Origin of the sequence: Collinsella sp. AM24-1 (assembly GCF_003470325.1) — a bacterium.
Classification (GTDB): Bacteria; Actinomycetota; Coriobacteriia; order Coriobacteriales; family Coriobacteriaceae; genus Collinsella.
In genome coordinates this window covers 86,014-102,565 of record NZ_QRHM01000005.1, presented here as the reverse complement: position 1 = coordinate 102,565, position 16,552 = coordinate 86,014, and the positions used below count along the sequence as shown (strand labels likewise).

General features: G+C 57.7%; 13 protein-coding genes and 1 pseudogene. 3 read left to right on the top strand and 11 right to left on the bottom strand.

Annotation, left to right across the window (positions count from 1 at the left end):
• Positions 1-36 precede the first annotated feature (36 nt).
• The 6 genes from DW661_RS03270 to ileS form a co-directional block, all read right to left on the bottom strand.
• Positions 37-1,284, bottom strand: a complete 1,248-nt coding sequence (locus DW661_RS03270) for a deoxyguanosinetriphosphate triphosphohydrolase family protein (RefSeq protein ID WP_118934608.1) — start codon at positions 1,282-1,284, stop codon at positions 37-39.
• A 31-nt stretch (positions 1,285-1,315) separates the two neighbouring features.
• Positions 1,316-1,741 carry a prepilin peptidase gene (locus DW661_RS03265; RefSeq protein WP_118934606.1) on the bottom strand — a complete coding sequence of 142 codons (426 nt, stop codon included), beginning with the start codon at positions 1,739-1,741 and terminating at the stop codon, positions 1,316-1,318.
• Positions 1,742-1,819: 78 nt separating this feature from the next.
• Positions 1,820-3,115 (bottom strand): glycosyltransferase family 2 protein, encoded by a 1,296-nt coding sequence (locus DW661_RS03260; RefSeq protein WP_117786779.1) that lies wholly within the window; start codon positions 3,113-3,115, stop codon positions 1,820-1,822.
• A gap of 82 nt (positions 3,116-3,197) precedes the next feature.
• On the bottom strand, positions 3,198-4,211 hold the full coding sequence (locus DW661_RS03255) for an RluA family pseudouridine synthase (RefSeq protein ID WP_118934604.1): 1,014 nt from the start codon (positions 4,209-4,211) through the stop codon (positions 3,198-3,200).
• Entirely contained in the window at positions 4,211-4,792 is a 582-nt protein-coding gene (lspA, locus tag DW661_RS03250) for a signal peptidase II (protein WP_118934602.1), read from the bottom strand. Before lspA ends, DW661_RS03255 begins: the two co-directional genes overlap by 1 nt.
• A gap of 238 nt (positions 4,793-5,030) precedes the next feature.
• Positions 5,031-7,808: an isoleucine--tRNA ligase gene (ileS, locus tag DW661_RS03245; protein ID WP_370448140.1), complete on the bottom strand. Its 2,778-nt coding sequence runs from the start codon at positions 7,806-7,808 to the stop codon at positions 5,031-5,033.
• A gap of 510 nt (positions 7,809-8,318) precedes the next feature.
• Here ileS and DW661_RS03240 point away from each other — a divergent pair.
• Together DW661_RS03240 and DW661_RS03235 are read left to right on the top strand one after the other, a co-directional pair.
• Entirely contained in the window at positions 8,319-9,401 is a 1,083-nt protein-coding gene (locus tag DW661_RS03240; protein WP_118934598.1) for an iron-containing alcohol dehydrogenase family protein, read from the top strand.
• A gap of 515 nt (positions 9,402-9,916) precedes the next feature.
• Positions 9,917-10,519, top strand: coding sequence for a Type 1 glutamine amidotransferase-like domain-containing protein (locus DW661_RS03235; RefSeq protein WP_118934596.1), 603 nt, complete (start codon positions 9,917-9,919; stop codon positions 10,517-10,519).
• Positions 10,520-10,633: 114 nt separating this feature from the next.
• On the opposite strand, the pseudogene DW661_RS03230 reads toward DW661_RS03235, so the two are convergent.
• The 3 genes and pseudogenes from DW661_RS03230 to ftsH all read right to left on the bottom strand — a co-directional run.
• Positions 10,634-10,855 (bottom strand): annotated as a pseudogene (locus DW661_RS03230) (IS3 family transposase); the annotation flags it as partial.
• A 213-nt stretch (positions 10,856-11,068) separates the two neighbouring features.
• Entirely contained in the window at positions 11,069-11,530 is a 462-nt protein-coding gene (locus DW661_RS03220; RefSeq protein ID WP_117637753.1) for a DUF523 domain-containing protein, read from the bottom strand.
• Between the two features lie 78 nt (positions 11,531-11,608).
• Positions 11,609-13,501: an ATP-dependent zinc metalloprotease FtsH gene (ftsH, locus tag DW661_RS03215; protein WP_192934582.1), complete on the bottom strand. Its 1,893-nt coding sequence runs from the start codon at positions 13,499-13,501 to the stop codon at positions 11,609-11,611.
• A 92-nt stretch (positions 13,502-13,593) separates the two neighbouring features.
• Here ftsH and DW661_RS03210 point away from each other — a divergent pair, with 92 nt between their 5' ends.
• Positions 13,594-14,079, top strand: a complete 486-nt coding sequence (locus tag DW661_RS03210; protein ID WP_118934588.1) for a cob(I)yrinic acid a,c-diamide adenosyltransferase — start codon at positions 13,594-13,596, stop codon at positions 14,077-14,079.
• Positions 14,080-14,165: 86 nt separating this feature from the next.
• Here the strand turns inward: DW661_RS03210 and DW661_RS03205 are convergent, their stop codons facing one another.
• Positions 14,166-14,936, bottom strand: a complete 771-nt coding sequence (locus DW661_RS03205; RefSeq protein ID WP_117820268.1) for a transposase — start codon at positions 14,934-14,936, stop codon at positions 14,166-14,168.
• 243 nt (positions 14,937-15,179) lie between these two features.
• Complete coding sequence (locus DW661_RS03200) at positions 15,180-16,529, bottom strand: MATE family efflux transporter (protein ID WP_117820269.1); 1,350 nt, start codon at positions 16,527-16,529, stop codon at positions 15,180-15,182.
• Positions 16,530-16,552: the final 23 nt, after the last annotated feature.

The following is a 16,552-nucleotide window of genomic DNA, read 5'->3' as shown; positions in this document are numbered from 1 at the left end:
TCGTTGTTGACCAACAGTATACCGAAAGGATACGAACTACCGTTCGTTAATATAGGTGCGGTGCGGAAACTTTAGACCTGGGAACAATTTGCTCGTCAGCTCGCAGAAATAACCATCCGTCATGCTTGCGATGTAATCGACGACGGCCTGATCCTTGTCATCCTGCCAGGCATAGGCGCGATCGTAGTAGGAAAGCTGCTGCTCAACACGCGAAATGTGGTGCTTAAAGATGTAGGAGGACTCGTCACCCTCGTTTATATCCTGCAGGCAACGGTCGTAGAGCTTTTCGAAGGCCTCGCGCAGTTCCACTTCGGAGTCGCCTTCGATACCGCCCTTGCTATAGATCTTCTCGTAGTTCTCGCGCTTCGCCCGCCGGATCTCCTCAAACAGGTCCTCGCTCATCTCGATACGCGGTTTGCCGTAGCTATGCTCAACGATATCGATAGAAGCGTGCGTGAGGATCCAGCTGTTGTAAGCCCCGCCCAGGCCATCGTCAAAAGCGTCGGGTGACAACAGGCCCGCCGCAATGGCGTCTTGGCGATCGCGCCCAACGTAGGCGAGGATATCCGAAATGCGGACCACACAGCCCTCGAGCGTCATGGGGCGCAGGTGCTCGATCGCGCCATAGCCCGTGGCAATGCAGTCCTCGAGGGTACGGTCGAACTGGTCAAACGACACCATGTCCGAGAGTTCAAAGACACGCTGCTCGTACTCGCCGTTATGGCACAGCACGCCGTCGAGCGCCTGGAGCGACACGTTGCGGCCGTACAGCTCGTCGAGCACGCGGACGGACTGCACGTTATGGAAAAAATAACGACCCGTACGCTCGTGATAGATATCGTTGAGGAAACGCTCGCCGGCATGGCCAAAGGGCGTGTGGCCCAAATCGTGGCCCAGGCCAATCGCCTCGATCAAATCGCAGTTGAGGCCCAGGGCACGGCCGATATCGCGGGCAATGCGCGAGACGAGCTGCACATGAAGGCCGCGCCGCGACAGATCGTCGTTGCTGCGAAAGCTAAAGACCTGCGTTTTGCCTGCATAACGCGTGTACGCAGGAAGATGAAGGATCTTTTCGGTGTCGCGCATAAATGCCGGTCGCATGAGCGTGCCTTTGTCGGCAGCGCGATCAATACGACGAATGACCTGGTCATCGCCGCATCGATAAGGATTAACGACACCCGAGGCGCGGTCGGCGGCGATACGCTCGACCAGCTCGGGCGACAACGCCGCGGGAATGCGGTCCATGCGCGCCTTAATGACGGCCGTTTCTTGATTAGTTGCCATGGCATGCTCCTTAAAAAGGATGCGCAATCGGTTACAATGTGCAGCCCACGACCTCGATTATGGCAAAAATCGGCACAAAAAACGGGAGCAATGGCAGGGAGCGCGATTTTGTGAAGAGGCAGGAGAGGGCCAGGACCAGGAGCGCGACGGCAAATGCCACGATGCCCCCCAGAGGGTCGAGCGTGCAAAGCGCGAAGAGCGCCTTGGCATCCCCCATGCCGATGCCGGAGGCTTGGCGAACACGACGCCAGAGCGACTCAGTGAGCACAAGGGCAAGGTAGACGATGACCGCAAGACCGGCGTGGTCAAGCGCCGTGTTAACACCTCTGTCGAGCCAAACGCCTGCAAGCGCCGCCACCGCACACACGCCGGCAAGCTCATTGGGAAACCGCCGCTCACGGGCATCAATCACCGCGCCGGCAAAAGCGCAGATCCAAAATGGGATGTAGAACATCATGCACCTCCCGGGGCAGTCACTCAAAAGCAAAAACCACCACAAAGGTGCCTGTCCCCTTCGTGGTGGTTTTGGTGGTGGTTATTTAGCGCCCTGCATGACCTCGTCGAGGGTAACGTTGACGGCGTGTTGCGTCGGGACCCAGTCGACCTTCAGGAACAACGCAGCCACCGTAATGGGGATATAGCTGAACATAAAGATCGGGAAGGTAAACAGGTTGGTCACCAGGCGCCACTTTTGCGCGCAATGGATGTGCTTGTACTCGAAGATAGTCGTGAGCAGCGCCAGGATAAAGAAGGTCTGATACATCATCGCGAAGGTCATAATGAGCGAGGCGGCACAAGCCTGCATCTCAACCTCGGTGGCCAAGAAGCCGTGCGAAAGCCCGCCCACGATGAGGAAGGTCGCGTTGGCGAGCATGGAGATCAGGGACAGCAGCATACCCGGAGCAATCGTCATAAACATGTCGTAGGCGGCAAAGCGGTGATAACGGAAGGTCGACTTGACCAGATGCTTACCGTAGGTAAAGAACACCTGGTAGAAGCCCTTGGTCCAGCGCATACGCTGCTTCCAGGACGCCTTAAACGTCACGGGCTGCTCGTCAAAAAACTCCGCCGGCGCATAACCGATGCGAATGCCGTGAATGGCACAGAACGTAGTGAACTGGATGTCCTCGGTCAGCGTGTGGAACTGCCAGCCGTGCATACCCTCGATAACACTGGCGGAGATGAGGTAGCCCGAACCCGAGACGGCACAGGACGTCTTGCAGATATTACGCGCGTTGTTAAGGAAACGCGCCTCGCGCAGGTACCAAGTGGCGTTGGCAGCCGAGATCCACGAGCTGCCAAAGTTCTTGGAGTTGCGGTAGCTTGTGACCACATGGAAGCCCTGGTCAAAGGCGTCATTCATCTTGGAGACGTAATCGCGGGAGATAACGTTGTCGGCATCGAAGATAAAGTAGCCCTCAAAGGTATCGGGATACTCGTTAAGAATGCGGTCAAAACCAAAGTCCATGACCCAGCTCTTGCCTTTACGGGCCAGGTCGTTTCGCTCGTACACGACAGCGCCCGCCTCGCGCGCGAGCTGCGCGGTGTTATCGGTGCACGCATCGGCGACCACGAAGACCTCGATGAGCTCGGACGGATAATCCTGGTCCTTGATGGAGCGAACGAGGTTGGCGATAACGGCCTCCTCGTTGTGTGCTGCAATAAAGAAGGCATACCGGTGGAGTTTTTTGGCCTTGGGAGGCGCGACCTCGCCGCGGAGAGCACCGATGACAAAGAAGACCACCTGGTACAAGAAGCAGACCGTGAGCAGCGTGACGACAATCTGGTTGAAGATCACGATGGGTGTGTTGGTTTGTAAAAAGGCGAGCATGCAGGCTCCCAGGAACGCGTTACGTAAACAACCGTATATCTTACCGCAGGCTTACCGAGTTCAAGAAACCACCTAATACTGGCTAGGCTTCGAGCAGACCGAGCTGCGGTACGATTTCGTCGCCGGCAGTAGTGCGACCAAGCGAACGCGGGGCTAAGTCGTCGAGGACGGCGGCGAGATCCCACGGCAGCTCGTCGCGGCACTCAATGCGCTCTCCCGTCACGGGATGATCGAACGCCACGCGCCAGGAATGGAGGAATTGCCTGGTCAGACCCTGATCGGCACGCGCATCGCACTTGCCGTACAGCGGATCGCCCACGCAAGCGTGGTTGATATGGCGCATGTGCACACGAATCTGATGCGTGCGGCCGGTAAAAAGGTGGCACTCGACGAGCGTGTAGCCGTCGTCGAAACGCGTGGAATCAAAGCGCTCGAGCACCTTGAAGGTCGTGATGGCCTGGCGCGCAAAGGGGTCATCAGAAACCGCCATCTTCACGCGGTCGCGCGTTGAGCGGGCAATACCGGTGTTGATAGTGCCCTCGTCCATGGCGATGTGTCCGTGAACGAGCGTAATGTAGCGGCGGTCGAGCGTACGCGTACGGATGAGATTTTGAAGCGCGCGCTGGGTGTCGTCGTCTTTTGCCGCGAGCATAAGGCCCGAGGTATCGCGATCCAGGCGATGCACGATGCCGGGGCGGTCCTCACCCTGCATGGTGCCCAGATGGTCGATACCGCAGTGATAGACCAGGGCATTCGCGAGCGTACCGCTCTCATGACCATGCGCAGGATGGCACACCAGGCCGCGCTGCTTGGAAAGCACGATGAGGTAATCGTCCTCGTAGCGGATATCGAGGGGAATGGCCTCGGGAATCACGTCAGTCGGATCGTGAGGCTCGGGCAGGTCAACCGAGATGCGGTCACCGGCGCGTACGGCATACTTTTTTGACAAACAGGTCTCGCCGTTCACGATTACGGCGCCGCCCTCGATCAGATGCGCGCAGGCAGAGCGCGTAGGGCAGCCGTCATTGGCGCCCAGATAGGCGTCAAGGCGCTGACCAGCGGCATCGTCGGCAACAAGGATATGGATGTCGGCCATTAGCGCTCATTCCTTTCGCGAATCTTGCGGGCACGCTCCCCACGCTGCTTGGCTTTGCGCTTGGCGCGGGCCTCGTCACGAGCGTTAAGCTCGGCGGTCGCATCGACCTCACGGGCCGCGGGGCTCAAGAACATGTAGCCAAAGAGGGCAAGCACGACGCCTACGGTGATGCCGATATCGGCCACATTGAAGACGGGGAAGTCGATGAAGGTGGTGGCAATAAAATCAGTCACGAAGCCAAAGGCCAAACGATCGATAGCGTTGCCGATAGCACCGCCCGCAACCATCGCCATGCCCACAACCTCAAGATGGGCGAGCTGGGGTGCACGAACGAGGTACACGGCAATAGCGATAATGACCGCCAACGCCAGCGCGGCAAACGCGATGCTATGCCCCTCGCCCATGCTAAAGGCAGCACCGATATTGCGGACAAACATAAAGTCGATAACACCGGGGATGACGGTCACATGCAAAGCGTCGCCCACGGCACGAACCGCAAGCTTGGTCAGCTGGTCAACAAGCAGCACAACCAGCGCCACCCCACCAGCAGCACCCAACCGCCAACGCAAAGGCGGCGTCATATCCGCACCACGACCCAAAGAAATCCCCTACCCTCAGATAATCAAATTCCGTTTAACGCAAATAACCATCTTATATTGCCACACGCAGAGCGCACGACACATTCGCTAACGTCAGATAAATAACCAGCATAAAAGAAAGCGGCATTCCCGATAACGGAATGCCGCTTTTATTCAGCGGAGCAAAAGGGGCGAGGGCGCCCAAATACTCCCTATAACTAAAATGCCGAGTTACCGTGCCTTAAAGGGCTTCCGCACACCTCTTGCAAATATGTGCGTGGCCGTTGTACTCGCCGACGGTGGTGCGGTAGTTCCAGCAACGGTCGCAGCACTCGCCCTCGGCAGCCTCGATGGCAACGGAGAGCTCCTCGCCCTGGGTCAGTTCAACAGCGGAGACGATGTAGAACTCGGCCAGGTCAACGGCCTTGTCGCCGGTCAGCAGCGCATACATCTCGGCGGGAACGACCGCCTTGACGCGGACCTGTTGGCTCTTAGTGAAGGTGCCGGCGGAGCGGGCATCCTCAAGGGCCTTGGTCACGGCGCTACGGAGCTCGAGCGAAGCCTCAAGCACGCCCTCAAACTCATTGGCCTCGTCGACCGTAATGGGCGACTTATACCAATCGAGCAGCGCGGCGTACTTCTGGTGATCGACGCAGCCGGCTGGTGCATAGGCCATGGCCTCGTCGACCGTGTAGGACAGGATCGGCTGCAGGTCGCGCATGAGCATCGAGAAGAGCTCGGCAAGCACGGTCTGGGCGCTGCGGCGCTCGAGCGAACCGGGCTTGTCGCAGTACAGACGATCCTTCAGGGCGTCGAGGTACACGTTGGAAAGCTCGGTAACCACGAAGTCGTAAAGCGCACGGTAAGCGCGCGGGAACTCGTAGCAAGAGTAAGCGTCGTCGACCTCGGCCTGGACCTGGGTCAGACGGGCAACCATGAGCTTGTCGAGCGGCAGCAGGTCGGCAAAAGCGACGCCGTCGGTCTCGGGCTCAAACTGGCCCTCGAGCTCGGAGAGCAGGAAGCGCAGCGTGTTGCGGAAACGACGATAGGCATCGGACGTACGGGCGAGAATCTCGTGATCGATGGAGACGTCGGAGCTGGTATCGACCGAGGCGACCCACAGACGGATGATGTCGGCGCCCATCTCGTCACAGACCTTATTGGGGTCGATGACGTTACCGAGCGACTTGGACATCTTGCGGCCCTGGCCGTCGAGCGTGAAGCCCTGCGAGACGACCGCCTTGTACGGAGCGTGGCCGTTGGCGCCCACCGAGGTGAGCAGCGAGCTCTGGAACCAACCGCGGTGCTGGTCGGAGCCCTCGAGGTACACGTCCGCCGGATACTCCAGCTCGGGGCGATACTCGCAGACGGCCTTCCAGGAGACGCCGGAGTCCCACCACACGTCGAGGATGTCCTTATCGGCCTTGAGGTGATGGCCGCCGCACTTGGGGCAGACGCAGGCCTCGCCCAGGTAGCTCTCGGGAGCGTCAGTGAACCAGGCGTCGGAGCCCTTCTCGTGGAAGAGCTTGATGACGGCGTCGAGCGTGGCGTCGTTCATGACCTTCTCGCCGCAGTCGGCGCAGGTGTAGCTGGGGATAGGCACGCCCCAGTTGCGCTGACGGCTGATGCACCAGTCGGGACGCTGCTCGACCATGGCGCCGATGCGGTTGGCGGCGTGAGCCGGATACCACTTGACGTTCTCACGGACCTCCTTGCCAGCCTGCTCGCGCAAACCGGTCTTGTCCATCGAGACGAACCACTGGTCGGTAGCACGGAAGAGCACCGGGTGCTTGCAGCGCCAGCAGTGCGGATAGCTGTGCGTGATCTTCTTCTCGAGGACCAGGGTGCCGCGCTCGCGCAGGAACTCGATGATGTGCGGGTTGGCCTCATCGGTATCCATGCCGCTAAAGGGGCCGCCGGTGCCAAACTCCTCGCCGGTGTAGAACTTGCCGTCGTCATCGACCGGCATGCAGATGTCGGTGATGCCCTCCTTGAGGCAGGCGAAGTAGTCGTCGACGCCGTGGCCAGGCGAGTTGTGGACGATACCGGTACCGTCATCGACACCGACGTAATCGGCCAGCAGCGCCACGCCCTCAACGCCGTCAAAGATCGGCTGCTTGTAGTGGATGTGGTGGAAGGTCTCGGCAGGAACCACGTAGGGCTTGCCGTCGACCATGACCGGGGTATACTCCCAGCCAAACTCCTCGCAGCACTTGGGAGCCAGGTCTTCGAGCATGACCTCGGCACGGCCCTCGTGTTCAACGGCGACGTAGGCGGCACCGGGCTTGAGGGAAACGGCCTGGTCGGACGGGATGGTCCACGGCGTAGTCGTCCAGATGATGAAGTCGACCGGGCCGTCGAAGTTCTCGAGGCCGGCGGGCTTGGAGGTCATCTCAAAGCGCACGAAGATGGACGGGCTCGTCTCGTCGGAGTACTCGATCTCGGCCTCGGCCAGCGCAGTGTGGCAGTGCTTGCACCAGTGAACCGGCTTGTGGCCGCGATAGATCATGCCCTTATCGAACATCGCCTTGAAAACCTCGATGTCGGCGGCGTCATGCTGGTGATAGAGCGTCAGGTAGGGGTTGTCCCAGTCGCCGAGCACGCCCAAGCGACGGAAACCGGCCTTCTGCAGCTCGATGTTCTCGACAGCGAACTCGTTGCAGAGCTCACGAATCTTGGCCGTGGGGGTCTGGTTGAACTTCTCGGTGCCAAGCTTCTCCTCGACCTTGTGCTCGATCGGCTGGCCGTGGCAGTCCCAACCGGGGACGTAGGGAACCTCATAGCCCTGCATCATCCAGTAGCGGTTGATCATGTCCTTGGAAATCTTGTTCATGGCGTGGCCGATGTGGATCGGACCGTTGGCGTACGGAGGGCCGTCGTGCAGCACGAACTTCTTGTGACCCTCGTTCTTCTTCAGAACCTGCTCGTAGACCTTATTGTCCTGCCAGTCCTTGAGTCGCTTGGGCTCGGACTTGGAAAGACCGGCACGCATGGGAAAACCGGTCTTGGGCAGATTCATCGTCTGCTTGTACTCGTTTGCCACGGTACCCCTTTCTTGTCATGGGCGCGCACGCCCTCTGGGCACCAAAAAAGCGCCCGTCCCTGCAAGCTGGGACGAAGCGCCACAAAACGGGCCGTCTGCCCGCAAAAGCTCTTCGCTTAACCACCCAGCTTAGATGCCCTCACCCGCATTACAGCGCGCTCGCATCCGTTACTCGGCTGGCCTGTATCGACGACCATCTCGGCGATGTCTACTAAGACGTGCCTGTACGGCGCGTCCGTTGGGACCGCAGCTCCGGGGTGATTTTCATCGGTCGCATGCACGGGTTCTCAGCGCTCCCCGTTCTCTGTAGCACACGGACGGCCGACTACTCGTCCCCATCAACGCTTATGCGCTGTATGGTAGCACGGTCAACGCCGGCGAAAAACCCTCAACATCGGTTTCATACTTTAGTAATTTCTCGCGGTCGCAAGCACTCACTTGGAGCAAAATACCTGAAAGCACTTTATCTAACGAAAGAAGGCTGCTATGCGCACGATTGGAATGAGCGACTACACCGTCGGCGAGGACTGCTTTGACGAGCTGCACGGCGCGTTGGCCGAGTACGGAGCAACCAAGGTCGCCATCATTGGTGGTAAACGAGCACTGGCCGCAGCACTTCCCGGTATCGAAGCTGCGCTGGCAGGTACCGACGTCGAGATTCTGGAGACGCGCGTCTACGGCACCAACAGTACGCGCGCAAATATCGCCAAGGTCGTAAACTCCCCTGCCTGCCAGGAAGCTGACGTGCTTATCGCATGCGGCGGCGGCAAGGCGCTCGACACCGTGAAGACCGCAGCTATCGAGCTCAAGAAGATTGTCTTTACGGTACCGACGATCTGTTCCAACTGCTCCGCCGCGACCGCCATTGCCGTTGTCTACAACGACGACGGCTCGCTCGAGGGCTATTCGTACCCTAACCGACCTGCGCACATCTTCATCAACCCCAAGATCATCGCCGAGGCTCCGGCGGAGTACTTCTGGGCCGGCGTGGGTGATGCCCTGTCCAAGCAGCCCGAGGTCGAGTACGCCACGAGCGCCGGCAACCTGGAGCACACGGCAGGCCTTGGCCTAGCACTCGCCCACACCTGCTCCGAGCCGCTGTTTACCTTTGGCGTCCAGGGTCTTGAGGACGTTCGCCAGAACCTGTCGACCGAAGCCGTCAAGCAGATCGCGCTCGATATCGTGGTCAACACGGGCTATGTCTCGAACCTGACCAACCAAAACGATTACTACTACAACTCGAGCGTGGCGCACGCGTTCTACAACGCTTCCTGCAGCATTCCGCGCGAGGGCTCCTACCTGCACGGCGAGGTCGTAAGCCTGGGTGTGCTGGTACTGTTCGCCTATACGGGCGATACCGAGAACCTTGAGCGCTACGCCGCCTTTAACAATCAGATGGGCCTGCCCGTGACGCTTGAGCAGGTCGGGCTTTCCGAGGCTGATATCCCTGCCCTGTGCGAGTACGCGCACGCCACCAACGAATGGAAGCAAGGCAACCCGGAGCCCTTCACCGACGAGAAATTCGCCGCCGCCATCAAGGCCGCCAACGCTTACGGCCACACGCTCTAGGACTGACCCAAAACCGCCACAAAGGGGACAGGCACCTTTGTGGTGGTTTTATATTGCTCCAGCATTCAGTTCGTACTCGAACCCGATTCTTTACGAGAAAGGGTTCGGGTACGTTTTTTGTTTATCGGAAATTCTGCGGAAGGACTACTCGGAACGGTAAACAGGAACGAACAAAAGGCAGGATATCATCGTGGTGATGGTATCCTACCTTTTGTTTTTCGGGATCAAGGTCGGTTTGTGCGAACTTGATCGCCACCCATATGACGCATTGATGGCAATTGCTGCGTACGTGCGTACCGGGAGCCAGTACACCTCTGGCAAGGCGTAGCACACTAGACTTTGTTCCAAAGTCCGCGTGCTAAGGGGGCAGGCCCCTTAGAATTCCTGTGGAGTGCGTACGCACGTATGCAGGAAAACGGCAATATTTCGCTATATCAGGGCGTTCTTTCATTGGAGAGTATGGTATACACGGCTTAGTTCAACAAATTAGATTTTATATATAAAGGAGAATATTGATGAAACTGTTTTTATGTTCGCACTTTTCAAGTGTAGGAAGTCTGATAAAGGAAGAAATTGAAAATAAAAAAGTCGCATTTATTCCAACAGCTTCGCTGCGTGAAGACTACACCGGTTATGTCGGCTCGGCTCGAAAATTATTCAAAAAGTTGGGAGCAATCGTAACTGAAATTGATATTTCAACGGAGGCTTATTCAACGATACAGTCTCTTTTTGAAGATGCGGATGTGATCTATTTTACCGGCGGAAATTCTTTTTTCCTTATAGACCAGCTCCGTAAAACGGGAACGGATGAGCTGTTGAAGAAAGAATTGGCAAAGGGAAAACTGATGATTGGTGAATCGGCAGGTGCGATTGTATGCGCTCCAAACATCCAATATATCGAGCAAATGGATGAAAAGCCGGAGGACTACTCACAAGAAGATGATGCAGGGCTTAATTTGATTGATTTCTATGTTCTTCCGCATTATCTCACAGCACCATTTAAGAAAGTTACCGAGAAAATAATGACTGAGTTTTCGGATTTGAATCTATGCCCAATTAACAATCGTCAGGGAATTGTAATTGATGGTGAAGGTTCAAAGGTTATTTGCAAAGACTAATTTAAAATTCCAGTTTGCTGTACTCGTTCCTAGCAGGGTTTGGGGCAGACACGCCCCAACAAGAAGCCGTCCCAAAGGGGCAAGAATGGGAACTGCGGACGATTTCTTGGACCGTTACGCGGCCCTTCCCAGCGCGGAGCGGAGCTCGGCCGGCGTGCGGCCACCGAGCGCATCGCTGCACCTCTCCGTATTGTATCGGCCGATCCAGCCCCCGAGCTCCTCGATGAAGCGGGCGGGGGTCCAGTCCGACCAGTCCCTGCCGTGCCAGAACTCCTTCTTGAGCAGGCCGAAGAAGCCCTCCATCGCCGCGTTGTCCGAGCTGCAGCCCTTGGCGGACTGGATTGGCTACACTGATGTGGACAGTTCCGGGAGGGGCGCAAGAGACGGGAGGGCCGTGTACGCGTTCCTGCGCGAGAGCCGCGGGGAGGGGCTGCCTGGGTACGGCGCCTGTCAACTCGGTCTACGTCTTTGATGACCGGGTCGTACTCAATATAAACTTCACGGATGATGCCAAAACGGTCACCCGTGAGGAAGTGTTGGGTTCGAGTGCTATGGACAATGTTCCAGTATGCTGGGGTCGAACTCACTTGCGGGAATCACACGATACCCGTGGTGCAGCAGTAGGTCGACAAAAACACCGTTGCCCGCAGTGAGCGTACCGCTGAACGTTCCGTCGTAGATGCGACCCGCGCCGCACGAGGGACTACGATCTTGAAGGATGCACGCAGCGATTTCGGACGGGCCGCCCGCCTGCTCGCACATATCGAGTGCGCGCTCTGCGCCCAGGCGAAACTCGCGATCGATCGAGACGCCCTCGCAGGTACGGACCTCGCCGTTCACAATCTCGGATGGCTTGCGCGGCGTGGGAAGGCCGCCAAAGACCTCGGGGCACACCAGCAGGACCTCGGCCCCCGTGCGCTTGCAAGCCTCGATCAGCTCGCGATGGTAGTTGTCGAGCCCGTTATACTTACAGCTCTCGCCCATCAAGCAGGCACTTACCACGATCTTCATATAACAACTCTCCTCACGCAAAATCGCCCCATTTGAGATGAACACTCAAATGGGGCGATCGACACTGCGCAACTAGGATTACTGCTGCTTTGGCATCAGCGGATTCTCACGCGTGAGGAGATTCATAAACTCCTCGCCCGTGATGGTCTCCTTCTTGTACAGATAACGAGCCAGCTCATGGAGCTTAAACTTGTTCTCCTTGAGGATCTGCAGGGCGCGATCGTGCGCATCCTCGATCAGCTTGGCGACGATCGCGTCGACGCGCTCGGCCGTACCGGGGGCGCAGGTGAGCGACGTGTCCTGGTTAAGGTAGGCATTCTGTACGGTACCGAGCGCCATCATGCCAAACTCATCCGACATACCAAAGCGCGTCACCATGTTGCGGGCGAGCTTGGTGGCCTGCTCGATATCATTGGCCGCGCCAGTCGTCATCTCGCCAAAGATCAGCTCCTCGGCAGCACGTCCGCCGCAGTAGACGGCGAGCTTGTCCAGGACTTCCTGGCGCGTGGTCAGGAAGCGCTCATCCTCCTCGACCTGCATGGTGTAGCCCAGAGCACCGCTCGTACGCGGCACGATGGTGATCTTGGTAACCGGCGCAGAACCCTTCTGGCGGGCGGCAACGATGGCATGGCCGATCTCGTGGTACGAAACAACCTGTTTCTCGTGGTCGGACAGAACCGTGGACTTACGCTGCTGACCGGCGATGACGACCTCCACCGACTCCTCAAAATCGTCCTGCGTGGCGCGCTTGCGACCCTCGCGGACAGCACGCAGCGCGCCCTCGTTGATGATATTGGCCAGGTCGGCGCCCGAGGCACCGGGCGTGGCGCGGGCAATCGCGGTCAGGTCGATCGGCGGCTGCGTCTTCACGCTCTTGGCATGCAGCTCAAGAATGTTCTTACGTCCGGTCAGGTCGGGCAGCTCAACGGGGATGCGGCGGTCAAAACGACCGGGGCGCAACAGGGCGGGATCGAGGCTGTCGGGACGGTTGGTTGCGGCAAGCACAACGATACCCTTGTGGTTATCGAAGCCGTCCATCTCGGTCAGCAGCTGGTTGAGCGTCTGCTCGCGCTCGTCGTTGCCGCTAAAGCCACCGCCGTCACGCTTCTTACCGATGGTATCGATCTCATCGATAAAGACGATACACGGGGCCTTTTCCTTGGCCTGCTTAAACAGATCGCGCACCTTGGCAGCGCCACGGCCGACGAACATCTCGACGAACTCAGAACCAGAAATACTAAAGAACGGAACACCAGCTTCGCCGGCCACAGCCTTGGCAAGCAGGGTTTTACCGGTACCCGGAGGGCCCACAAGAAGAGCGCCGCGCGGCAGCTTGGCGCCGATCTCCTCGTAGCGCTGCGGCTTCTCCAGAAAGTCGACGACCTCCTTGAGGGACTCCTTGGCCTCTTCCTGGCCGGCGACGTCCTTAAAGGTCACGCCCACGTCCTTGGAGGCGATCACGCGCGCGCCGGACTTGCCCAGTCCGCCGCCGCCAAAACCACCGCCCCCAAAGTTCATCGACGGGCCGTCATCGCCCATAGCCTTCTTCATGCGGCGGTTGAGCCACCAGCCAATCAGGAAGAAAATCGCCATGGGAAGAATGAGCGTAATCAGGTAGTAGGTCATCAGGCCCGAGCTCTTGTCGGGAACGACCGACTCCAGCGAAGCGCCAGACTCAAGCACGCGATCGGTAAAGCCCGCGTCATTCGGCACACCGGTCGTCTTGTAGGCGATGTTCTCGTCCTCGCCCTTTTTAGTGTAATAAATCGTGTAATCGTCAGTGTTGTACTCGACCTTGTCGACGCTCTTCTTATCGAGCGCTTTGACAAACGTCGAGTAATCGGTCTTCGTAATCTGCTGCGTGTGACCGATGTTGGGGAACAGAACGGTCGAGAGCACGAGGTAGACGACGAAGGCGATGAGCACGTAGAGGATCATATTCCGTCTACGTTTGTTGTCATCCATCTCCATCTGCTTGAACTCCATCTACTGGGGTTGATAATGCTTTCTAGAATACCCAACCAGGACGGCGATAAACCGACGCCGAGCACGAAAGGACAGAGATGGCATCACTGGAAGTCGGCAAGGTTCAAATCTACACGGGCGACGGCAAGGGCAAAACCACGGCCGCCTTGGGGCTGGCTTTGCGCGCCACAGGTTATGGGCTCAACGTACTTATGCTGCAATTTGCAAAGAAGCTGCACTGCGCCGAACACGATGCCGCGCCGCGTCTGGGGCTACGCATCGTACAGGCCGACCGCGACACGCCCGAGACTTGCGCCGCGCAGATCATGGAGCTCGCACGCGAGCAGATTAGCCAGGTAGACATGCTGATCTTGGATGAACTGGGAGAAGCCATGCGACGGGGCTTTGTGACGCGCGAAGATGTCGAAGCGTTGATTGCGATGAAACCGACCACCACAGAGCTCGTGCTCACCGGCCGCGGCTTGCTGCCCCTCGCCGACCTTGCCGACCTAGCAACCGAAATGCGTCCCATCAAACACTACTTCGACGAAGGCCTCCTAGCCCGCCAAGGCATCGAATACTAAATGATCCGAAGGGAATCCGGCACTTGGGGACGTTTCTTTTTTGCCGGCAGTTGGGGACACTCCTGCGCCGTCACCTATCCAGTAACCTAAATCTTCTTCCAACCTGCCGTACCAGAAACAACAGACGTACGACCAATGCCAACGACCCTCACTATTTGATTAATCGTGAGACCCGCTCTTCTCAATTTGCAGAGAATGGGCTTTCGCTCAGATGGTTTCATGGAAGCAAGCTCGGGAAGTGATATAGGGGCGGCAACGCTTTTGGCGACCTCAAGAGCCTCATCATCCAGGATGCGTGGTCGAGGCTCAGCATCGTAGGGCGCTTGGTCAATTCGATCGGCAAGATAGTGACGATACTCAAGAGATCCACCCACGAGATCTAGAACAATCCCGGGGTCACAGAATCCAAATCCATCATAACCGTAAGCATACGCTCGGTAACTGGACCAACGATATGTATCAACGGCGGAAATGCCTGCCTTGACCGGATTCATATGAATATAGTCGGCAAGCGAAATTGCTTGTACATCATTCTCGACCGGAATATTAGTAAATCTATCTTGGAACAAGTGCCCAACTCGATCTGTTTTGCGATTGAAATACATCGCATACGAGGTAAGAACGCCGCTCATGCACGAAGATATCTTCTCATGATGATCGTCGACCATAAGATGGAAATGATTCGACATGAGACACCATGCTGTAACGCCAACGCCATTACCGACAAGTTTATCCTCGAACAGCGTAAGCATCCGATAGCGATCTTCATCGTCTTCGAAGATGCAGATGCCGCCATTACCGCGTGCGATTATGTGGTTATAGCCTGTTAACGAAACGACTCTACCCGTTCTTGGCATATCGCCCTCCCATCACAAACCCACCGGGCAACATCTGATAGGCGCGGACGATCTAATTTGCTAAGCCCGTTTTGACAGTTTACAGGGCACGACAAACAGAGTCTCCGAAAAAGGCGAAATTACTTCCCAAGGAGTGTCCCAAAGTGCCGGCAGAAAAGGAACGTCCCTATGTGCCGGCAGAAAAGGAACGTCCCCAAGTGCCGGCTAGGCGGTGGCGCGGCCTAGCCAGTTCCCAAGTGCCGGCTAGGCAGTGGCGCGGCCTAGCCAGTTGCCGCTGTGGTGGTAGATGGTGAACATCGTGGCGGTTATTACCCAGGTTACGGGGTAGACCAGCAGCAGATGCTCGAGCGAGGGGTCGAGCGGCATAATCGCGAACACCCACGCCACGCGGAGCACGACCGTGCCGAATATCGTGAGCATCATAGGCTGGAAGCTCACGCCAGCGCCGCGGATGGAGCCGGACGCGTTTTCGATAATCGAGAAGATCGCGTAGAACGGCGCGATGAAATGAAGAATCGTCGTGGTGTAGGCCGAAATTGCGGCATCGTCGATAAACAGACGCGAAAGCGGGCCCGAGAATACCAGCAGCACGGCAGACAGGCCACCGATAAGCACAAATGAAAGCACGAGCGACGTGTGGTATCCCTTTCGCATGCGATCGTAATTGCGCGCACCAAAGTTCTGCGCCGAGAACGTAGTAATCGACACACCAAGCGCCTCGGTCACCATCCAGATAATGCCGTCCAGGCGACCGGAAAGACCCCAAGCGGTCGTGACATCGGCTCCAAACGAGTTGACCGACACCTGAATCAAGACGTTGGAGATCGAATACGCCGCCGATTGAAAACCAAGCGGCAAACCGCACGAAAGCATGCTCTTGCAAATGCCGCGATCGATGCCGAGCTTAGAGAGCGACAGGCGCCACGCGCCCGGAGCGCGCATCATGCGAATCACAATCATCGTGGCATTGGAGCAAATGGTCAGCGCCACAGCGATACCGCAGCCCAGGGCCTCCATATGCAGCACGGCGACAAAAATGATATCCAGTACCACGTTCACGAGGCAGCCGGAGGCAATGATCACGGCAGGGCCACGCGTATCACCCACGGCGCGCAGCAGCGCGGTGCCCATATTGAGCAGCAGCGCCGCAAACATGGCGGCAAAGTAGCAACGGGCATACGCCACACCCTCGGCCAGCAGCTCATGCGGTGTATTCATCAGCACAAGCATCGGCTCGACAAACACCATGCCCAGAATGGAAATGACAATGCCGCCCACCAGCGCGAGCGTCATGGCCGTATGGACCGATCGGCTCAAGCGCTCGTCATCGTGCTGACCAAAAAACTGGCCGGTAATAACGGCACATCCAGCACCAACACCGACGCAAAAACCAATGCAGAGCTCCGTAAGCACCATCGTGGCCTGAATGCCACCCAGCGCGAGCTTGCCGCCAAACTGACCGACGATATAGGTACCGATAAGCGTGTATGCCTGCTGAAAGAACGAACTAAAGAAGATGGGGACGCACAGCGACAGCAGCTGCTGCCAAATAACGCCCTGCGTTACATCGATAGCCGTAGATTTCTTAGCCACACGCCCTCCCCACCAGCGTACGT

Bases quoted from the DNA above. Each gene is read 5' to 3' on its own strand.
- DW661_RS03270 (WP_118934608.1), bottom strand. From the start codon at position 1,284: ATGGCAACTAATCAAGAAACGGCCGTCATTAAGGCGCGCATGGACCGC.
- DW661_RS03265 (WP_118934606.1), bottom strand. From the start codon at position 1,741: ATGATGTTCTACATCCCATTTTGGATCTGCGCTTTTGCCGGCGCGGTG.
- DW661_RS03260 (WP_117786779.1), bottom strand. From the start codon at position 3,115: ATGCTCGCCTTTTTACAAACCAACACACCCATCGTGATCTTCAACCAG.
- DW661_RS03255 (WP_118934604.1), bottom strand. From the start codon at position 4,211: ATGGCCGACATCCATATCCTTGTTGCCGACGATGCCGCTGGTCAGCGC.
- lspA (WP_118934602.1), bottom strand. From the start codon at position 4,792: ATGACGCCGCCTTTGCGTTGGCGGTTGGGTGCTGCTGGTGGGGTGGCG.
- ileS (WP_370448140.1), bottom strand. From the start codon at position 7,808: ATGAATCTGCCCAAGACCGGTTTTCCCATGCGTGCCGGTCTTTCCAAG.
- DW661_RS03240 (WP_118934598.1), top strand. From the start codon at position 8,319: ATGCGCACGATTGGAATGAGCGACTACACCGTCGGCGAGGACTGCTTT.
- DW661_RS03235 (WP_118934596.1), top strand. From the start codon at position 9,917: ATGAAACTGTTTTTATGTTCGCACTTTTCAAGTGTAGGAAGTCTGATA.
- DW661_RS03220 (WP_117637753.1), bottom strand. From the start codon at position 11,530: ATGAAGATCGTGGTAAGTGCCTGCTTGATGGGCGAGAGCTGTAAGTAT.
- ftsH (WP_192934582.1), bottom strand. From the start codon at position 13,501: ATGGAGATGGATGACAACAAACGTAGACGGAATATGATCCTCTACGTG.
- DW661_RS03210 (WP_118934588.1), top strand. From the start codon at position 13,594: ATGGCATCACTGGAAGTCGGCAAGGTTCAAATCTACACGGGCGACGGC.
- DW661_RS03205 (WP_117820268.1), bottom strand. From the start codon at position 14,936: ATGCCAAGAACGGGTAGAGTCGTTTCGTTAACAGGCTATAACCACATA.